Raw genomic sequence first — 7,696 nt, 5'->3', positions numbered from 1 at the left:
TTCAGGGACACGACGCTCGCGCACTTCCAGCGCTGCCGGCTGTCCAGGCAGGCCTAAGGGAATCTGTACCGCTCCGACCACCTTGCGCGCGTCGTTCGTATCCTGACCGACAAAGTCTGACGATTTCCTGTTCCCCCTCATGAACCGAGCATCAGGCGTTGCGACGCCGATGACGCTGGGTCCAACCGGACCTGCGTTGGAACCGATCCCTGGCGCGGGCGTCGGTCTGCCGAAACTTCCTCCTCCGGCACTGGATTGAGGCTGCAGTGATTGTCCAAAACTTCTTTGACTGCCGAACATCTGCGCCTGCGCGGAAGAGCAGACACAATGGCAGACAGTGAGGGTGGCGGACATGATGAGCAAAAAACGATTCATGGCTCGATATTTACCTTCTGACCAGCTTTGTGTGCAAAAGGGACTGCAATGGGGTTTGTGACGCGTATTCGCGAGTTGATGCACCCGTGAATTCGCTCTGACTCCGCCATTATAGCCGCCCCACGGTCTTGTGAATAACTCTGATACAGGACAGGAGTTGCAACCTGAGCCTGTTGGTCGTCTTTGGTGTCTTGCTCGTTTTGCCTTGGTAAAGTTGGAAGTTCTTTCAGGGTTTTCGAACGACCATCAGTATCGGACCTTGATATTGAATCAGCCGTAAGAAGCATGGAGAGTGAAGCATGGGCCCAATTCATCATGCATTCCCCCCTGTCTGAGATTCGGAATCGGGAGCCCCAGGGCTGAAGTGATCCTGCGCATACCCAAGGGTGAATCCGGATTTGTTTTATTGAGGTTCGTTAATCTTTAACGCAAACTGATTAAAATCAGGAATGCAGGCTCGCAGGTTCGGTCAAGAGGATCGAGCTCACTCTGGCTAGGGTCAGTGTGAGTCTTGGCCGATGATCGAATGAAATGACTGGTGAGGTCATGTTCTGGAGCCGAACTGAGTGTCAAGTTGTTTGCATTGTTGGACTTGGTTGGGGGCGAACGCTTTTGCCCGCCAACGCATCAGTTTCTGCCGATTATGGTAGAAATCGATGCCCAAGAGCCCTGCCACTTTCCTGAATTGCGAGCGTTTTTGCTGATGAGTGAGTGCATTCCCGGTCGCTGCCACACTCGGCTCCATCCCTTCGGAGGTTTCACAGTGGCGCATCATCGAAATCCTGGCATGAAGTCGTCGGCCGCCGCGACGGGATTCGTATTAAGTTTGCTGCTGGCTTGCTCGACGCTGGCTGCACAGGAACCTGCTGCGCCTGTGACACCTGCTTCCAGCTACCAGCGGCTGACCGATCCGCGGGTGGCAGAAACCCTCAAGCTCTCCGACGATCAGCGAGTGCAGATTGCCAATCTCATTACGCAACGGGCCGAGGGACTGGCAAAAGCGGGGCCGGACGAACGGGCTGAGCTCTTGGCGCAGAGCGAGAAAAGTCTCGAAGCCGTTTTGACGCCAGAGCAGCGCTCGCAGTTTCTGAAAGAGATGGCTGAGCCCCGGCTTCGCTTTAATTTCCGGTTCCAGCGGTGGTCCGATGTCCTGGAGTGGCTGGCAAAGCAGTCTGATCTTTCGCTGGTCCTCGATGCCCCGCCTCCCGGCACATTTAACTATTCCGATACGAAAGAGTACACCGCGACCGAGGCGCTCGACCTTCTGAATGGCGTCCTGACGACGAAGGGCTACACACTCATTCGTCGGGGCCGGATGCTGATGGTCATTGATATTCAGGATGGTGTGCCCGATGGCCTGGTTCCCACAATCCCCCTGAGCGAGTTAGATACACGCGGAAAATTTGAACTTGTTACAGTCATGTTCCCCGTCGGAGACCGAGACCCGCAGGCAGTGAAGACCGAGATCACTCCGCTTCTTGGGCCGTTCGGCAAGAGCGTGCTGCTTGCGCAGTCACGACAGATCATTGTGACGGATACAGCCGGGATTGTGCGGGCGATCAGCCGCGTCATCTCATCAATGCCTCAGCCTGAACCCGAGCGGCGTAAAGATCCCCCCCCGTCGCCAGTACTGGAGGTGTACTCAGTCCGGGCTGCGGACGGAAAAATTGCTGAAGACGTGCTGACGAAGATGTTTCCGTCAGCGAAAATCGTTGCTGATTTGAAGGCGGAACAGATCAACGCCTTTGCGACCCCTGCCGAGCAGTCTGCCATCAAGGCCGTGCTGGAGCAGATGCAGACTCACAATCCCCCGGATCGGCGTCCCACTTTGGAGGTTTACCCTGTCCGGGATCAGGACGCAGCACAGCTTGTCCCCAACCTGCTGCTCGTCGCCCCGACAGCGCGGATTTCCTTTGACGCGCGTGAACGTCAAATTCTCGCTTTCGCCAATCCCGCTGATCAGGCCAATTTGAAGGCCGCAATCGAAAAGCTGGCAGTGTCAGGACCGGTCGATCGAAGTCGACAACTGGAAATTTACCGTTTGTCAACGGCTGATCCCGCGACCACGTTCACGTTGCTTCAGGGACTGTTGCCACAGGCGAAATTTACACTCGATCCTCTGACGCGCAGGATTGTCGCTGTTGCGTCGGTTGATGATCATAAAGCCATCAAGGCTGTGCTCGATCAGATCCAGTCGACAGCCGAGGGCCCCGATACCGTCCGGCTGGAATTCTATCCGCTTGACGAACCACTCTCGGCGACAGCGATGTCGCTGCTGGTTTCACTGGCTCCGAAAGCCAAGATCGTTGCCGATACCGAGGCCAAACGATTGCAGGTGTTGGCGACGGCCGCCGATCAGGCTGTGGTCAAAGAGAATCTGGAATCGATCCTCAAGGGGCGGCCTACCGTCGAAAAACGGAAGTTGGCCGTTTTCAAGGTCATGCCTGAACAGCGGGCACGCTTTCAGGCCATTCTTCCGACCCTCAGCGCCGACTTTCCCGACATTCGCGTGGTTGCGGACGGGGAACCAAACGAACTGGCCATCTGGGCAAAACCCTCGCAGCACGAACTGCTTCAGGGTTTGATTGACTCACTTGCAAGAGAGCCAGTTGAAGGGGAAGAAACTCAGCTCGTCGCTCATCCACTGAGGTCTGCCGATCCTGCAACCGCGACAACAATCCTCAAGACGCTGGTACCTCAGGCGAAGGTTTCGCTTGATGCCGTAAATCGTCAGGTCGTCGTTATTGCGACGGTGAAAGACCAGAATGCCATCAAGGAAACGATTGAAAAACTGCAACCGGGCGATCTTGGACCTGATACACCCGTCCTTCGATATTACCCTGTCGACCAGCCCTTGAATGCGACGACACTTGCCGCCTTCGCGAGACTCGTCCCCAAAGCCACAGTGACCCAGGACGTGGATGGCAAGGCCTTGCAGGTTGTTGCCACGACAGCCGAGCAGGAACTGGTAAAGAAGTATCTGGACGAAGCGCAGAAAGGAATGCCGGTCGCTGAAAAGCGGAAGCTCTCCATTTACAAAGTCGTGCCCGCTCAGCGAGCCCGTTTCCTGACGCTCCTTCCCTCAATGGCGTTGGAGTTCCCTGATGTCCGCGCCGTTCCCGACGGAGAACCAAACGAATTGGCCATCTGGGCAAAGCCATCTCAACATGAGGTTCTGAAAGGGCTGATTGAGTCGCTCGCGGGTGATTCTGGCGAAGGCGACGAGGTTCAGTTGGTGACGCACCCCCTCCGTTCTGCGGACCCCACGACTGCGACAACAATTCTCAAGACGCTTGTTCCCCAGGCCAAAATTTCGCTCGATCTGGTGAACCGGCATCTGGTGGCTATCGCGACTACCGAGGATCAACAGCAGATCAAATCCACGATCCAGAAACTGCAACCGGGTGATTTGGGGCCGGACACACCGCTGCTACGCTTCTATCCACTTGAGCAGACTTTGCCGACGTCCGCACTGGCCGCATTCTCGAGACTCGTTCCCAAAGCGACGGTCACTCAGGATTTGGACGCCAAGGCACTGCAAGTCGTCGGCACGTCCGCCGAGCATGAACTCATCAAGTCACACCTGGATGACGTTCTCAAGGGAATGCCTGTTACAGAAAAACGGAAACTGTCCGTATACCCGGTTACTCCTGCTCAGCGCGTTCGTTTCCTGGCAGTGATGCCCACTCTGCGTGGCGACCTGCCCGACATTCGTGTGGTCACCGATGGTGAACCCAATGAACTGGCGATCTGGGCGAAGCCTTCTCAGCATGAATTGCTGAAAGGAATCTTCGATGAACTCGTTCGCGAGACACCCGTTACGGAAAAATATCAGCTTGTCTCGTATCCGCTGAAAGCGGCTGATCCGAACACCGCTTCCACTGTACTTCAGACCCTCTTCCCGGGCGCGAAGATCACAGTCGATCTTAACGGCAACCGACTGCTCATCTGGACCCGAAGTGCGGACCACGTTGAGGTTAAGAAGGCGATTGAAGAGCTCGACAGTGACGAAGCCGGAGAACGCCGGGACAAAGTCGTCGTTTATCCGGTACCGGAAATCGACCCGGATGTCGCCGTTGGCTTGCTGCAATCCGTGCTTCCGAAAGTCCGGATGATGAAAGACACCAAAGCGAGAACGATTGTCGCGTGGGCCAAGAAAGCCGATCACGAGACCATTTCGCGGACGCTTGCGTCAATGCGGACATCCGCCGATGGGGACCAGAAACCTCGTCTCAAGTATTTCCCCCCGGGAAAATTTAATGCGGCAAGTGTCATCGATGTGCTGCGAGTTGCCATGCCGACCGTTCGGATTGCTGTCGATCCAAAAACTGGCGGACTTGTCGCCTTGGGAACGGTCGCAGACCACGAACAGGTGGAGTCGGCGATTTCGCAGATTACATCTCAGGCAGGGGCTCAGGCGGCTCAACTTGTGACGTACCATCTGCCTCGAGCGGGGGCATCCTCTGCATTTCAGATCCTGTCTCAGGCAGCGCCTGATGCTCGAGTTGCTTTGGGTCAGGATTCGAGCCATCTGCTTGTCTGGGCAAGGCCCGATGATCACCTGATCGTCCAGAAGATTGTGGAACAGCTCGAAGCCGATTCGTCCGCCAAAAAGAAGTTTGAACTCCGGCCGTACACTCTGAAAGCGACCGGGGCAGGAACCGTGATTCCGCTACTGAGCCGAGCCGTTCCGAAAGCCACGCTGAATATCGGCAATACGCCCAACAAGCTAATCGTGTGGGCCGTTCCCGAGGATCATGCCATCGTTGAGCAGGTCGTCAAACAGTTCGACGCGGTGCATGCCCCGGACACGACGATTGAGTTCTATGATATTCAGAATATCGACTCGGATTCGGCGCTCCGTCTTGCTCAGGCAATGTTGCAGAAAGATTCTGTGGGGACGAATGTATCAGTCATTTCCGGCAGCAACCAGTTGTATGTCGAAGCCAGGGCTGAACAGCATGAGATGATTCGCGACGGCTTGAAAAGGTTGAAGACGTCGTCCGAGGCTGGCTTCGAAGTCTTTCAACTGGAAACAGTCGACCCCTCTTCGGCGGAGGTGATGATTCGCCGGATGTTCGGTGGATCCCGATTGTCTGGCCCTGTCGTTGAACCTGATTTTGCCTCACAGAAGCTTTTCGTCCGCGGGACCAAAGAGCAGATCAAGCGGATCGAAGAACTTCTCGAGAAAATGGGCGAAAAGGGACTTTCGCGTCAGGAACCAGCAGGTTCCCCAACGATGCGCGTCGTCCCCTTCGGGGGAGACACATCTTCGGCACTCAAGGAAATTCTGCGGATCTGGCCAAAACTCCGCTCGAATGAATTGCGGATCATCCCTGGTTCGGACCGAGGTTCGAATCTTCTACTTCCAGGTTCGGGGCTCAAAAAGCAACCTGCAACGAGCGACAAGCCTGTCACGAACGATGTACCACTTGGTACCAAGCCAATTCCTGCAGAATCTCCCAAGCCGAAGTTGCTCAAAGAGCAGATTGATGGTGCGGACGACCAGGATGAAGAAGAAACTCTCGAGGACCTCGGCGACGACGAGGGGGCAGAAGAGGAAACCCTGAAGTCAGGCAAGTCCGCAGCTCGGCCAATTACGGTTCCCCGTCAGACGACCGACGTAGTGTCGACGCAAGGGACTGTCGCACAGGTCCAGGCTCAATCGACCGAGCCGCCTGCTCCGATTGTGATTTTGCCACGTGAGGGTAGTGTCACAATTTTCTCTGAGGATCTGGAAGCCCTTGAGCAGTTCGACAAGTTGCTGCGAGTGATGTCGGGGCCTCAACAGACGACGGGACGGGGATTCTCGGTCTATGGGCTGAAGATCGCCGGGGCCACACAGGTCGCTGAAACTTTGCGACAAGCCTTACGGTCACAGTCCGGTGGTGGATTCCGCTCTGGCGGAAGCGGTCCTACTGTCGTGGCAGACGAACGGCTGAATGCCATTATCGTGCATGGTAGCCGGGCAGATCGGGCTTCAATCGAAACCTTGCTGGAGGTGCTCGATTCCGCGGATATGCCCGATTCGCGTGCAGCCAACCGACCGAAGCGGGTCAGTGTCAAACATGGATCCGCAGTTCAGATTGAGCAGGTTCTACGGCTTGTTTATAAGTCGCAGCTCAGCACCGGTGGTGGACGGAAGGAGCTACCGATCCCCTTTGGTTTGGCACCGGAAATCGCGGCGACACTCCAGCAGTTGAATGCCATGAACTCAGGTCCCGTGCTGTCACTGAGTGTCGACGAAGTGACCAATTCGATTGTCATCATGGCGCCAGCAGCAATCACCGAACAGGTCGCTTCGCTGATTCATGAACTCGACGAGGCTTCGCTGACAGAGAACTCACGCGGTATCAGCATTGTGCCGCTCGAACGGATGAACTCCTCCAAGACGCAAAAGGTTCTGAATCTGATCCAGGAAAAGTCGCGCCGGCGCGATCGGCGGTGATCCTGTCGGTCGCCGCTGCTCCGTACCGAACGGTAACCGGATGTCGTGCTAAGCACCCCACAGGCGGAGTCTCCCAAGGAGCGAGTATCCGCCTGTGGGGTGCGAACCATTCGGCATCGGATCTTTTTGACGGATTCGAACGTAGCGCGAGTGGGCAATGCGCGCTCGTTTAAGGACTCACCGTCGTTCCGGGAATGACTTCCACGCTGGTGGAAGTATTCGAGGGCAAGGTTCGGAGCGCTGGTCGCGTCTTGACCAATTCGGGGAAAGAAGGTTTCCAGCCTGAGAAAGGGATTGCAGCGTCTGTACGTTCTGTTTGGCTATTTGGACGTGCCCGATTTGCGGACGCACTCTTTCGCTGTCACAACTCCATCACCATTGGCATCCAAATTGGCGAAATCTTCCAGCTCCGCAGGGATGCTGGCGGGACTGAATTCTCCCGCTGTTAACTGTCCATCGCCGTCCACGTCTTTCGCAATAAACCATTCAGGCAGTCCTTGCGGAAGTCGGTTGGGGGGAACGAAAAACTTCAGGTTTCGTCGCCGTTCATTGAGAGATGGTTCTGCGTCGTCTGCATCAGCGTCACGTCCGATAACGCTGACACTCTCTTCCGCTTCGATTGATGGGGCCGGTGCAGACTTCACAACGGGTCCCATCGGAACGCCAATCCGCTTACGCCGACCGTAATCGATGACCCACTCGATCAACTCATCTCGATCAATCAGGCCGTCTCCATTTGCATCAATCAGGTCCGGTCGCCCTTGTAACTCCTGCCACTCCGTCGTCTGAAGCACGCCGTCTCTATTGTGGTCGTGGCGAGAGATGAGATAGGTCGCATACCGACTGATTTTGGGAGGGACGGCTGCGGATGAT

The 7,696-nt window shown here is 56.0% G+C and carries 2 protein-coding genes and 1 pseudogene; 1 reads left to right on the top strand and 2 read right to left on the bottom strand.

The annotated features are described in order from the left end of the window. A partial coding sequence (locus VGE80_RS01815) for a hypothetical protein (protein WP_440591458.1) occupies positions 1 to 375 on the bottom strand: 375 nt, incomplete at its 3' end. Positions 376 to 1,162: 787 nt separating this feature from the next. On the opposite strand from VGE80_RS01815, the gene VGE80_RS01810 reads away from it, so the two are divergent. Beyond that, a complete protein-coding gene (locus tag VGE80_RS01810) occupies positions 1,163 to 6,823 on the top strand; it encodes a secretin N-terminal domain-containing protein (protein WP_440591457.1) in 5,661 nt (1,886 codons plus the stop codon). Positions 6,824 to 7,143: 320 nt separating this feature from the next. On the opposite strand, the pseudogene VGE80_RS01805 reads toward VGE80_RS01810, so the two are convergent. Further along, a pseudogene (locus VGE80_RS01805) lies at positions 7,144 to 7,696 on the bottom strand (hypothetical protein); the annotation flags it as partial.

It is taken from the genome of Schlesneria sp., from assembly GCF_036405755.1.
In the GTDB taxonomy this organism is placed as follows: Bacteria; Planctomycetota; Planctomycetia; order Planctomycetales; family Planctomycetaceae; genus Schlesneria; species Schlesneria sphaerica.
Note: the sequence above shows the minus strand (reverse complement) of the source record. Positions and strands in the feature narration are given on the sequence as shown.

Bases quoted from the DNA above. Each gene is read 5' to 3' on its own strand.
- VGE80_RS01810 (WP_440591457.1), top strand. From the start codon at position 1,163: ATGAAGTCGTCGGCCGCCGCGACGGGATTCGTATTAAGTTTGCTGCTG.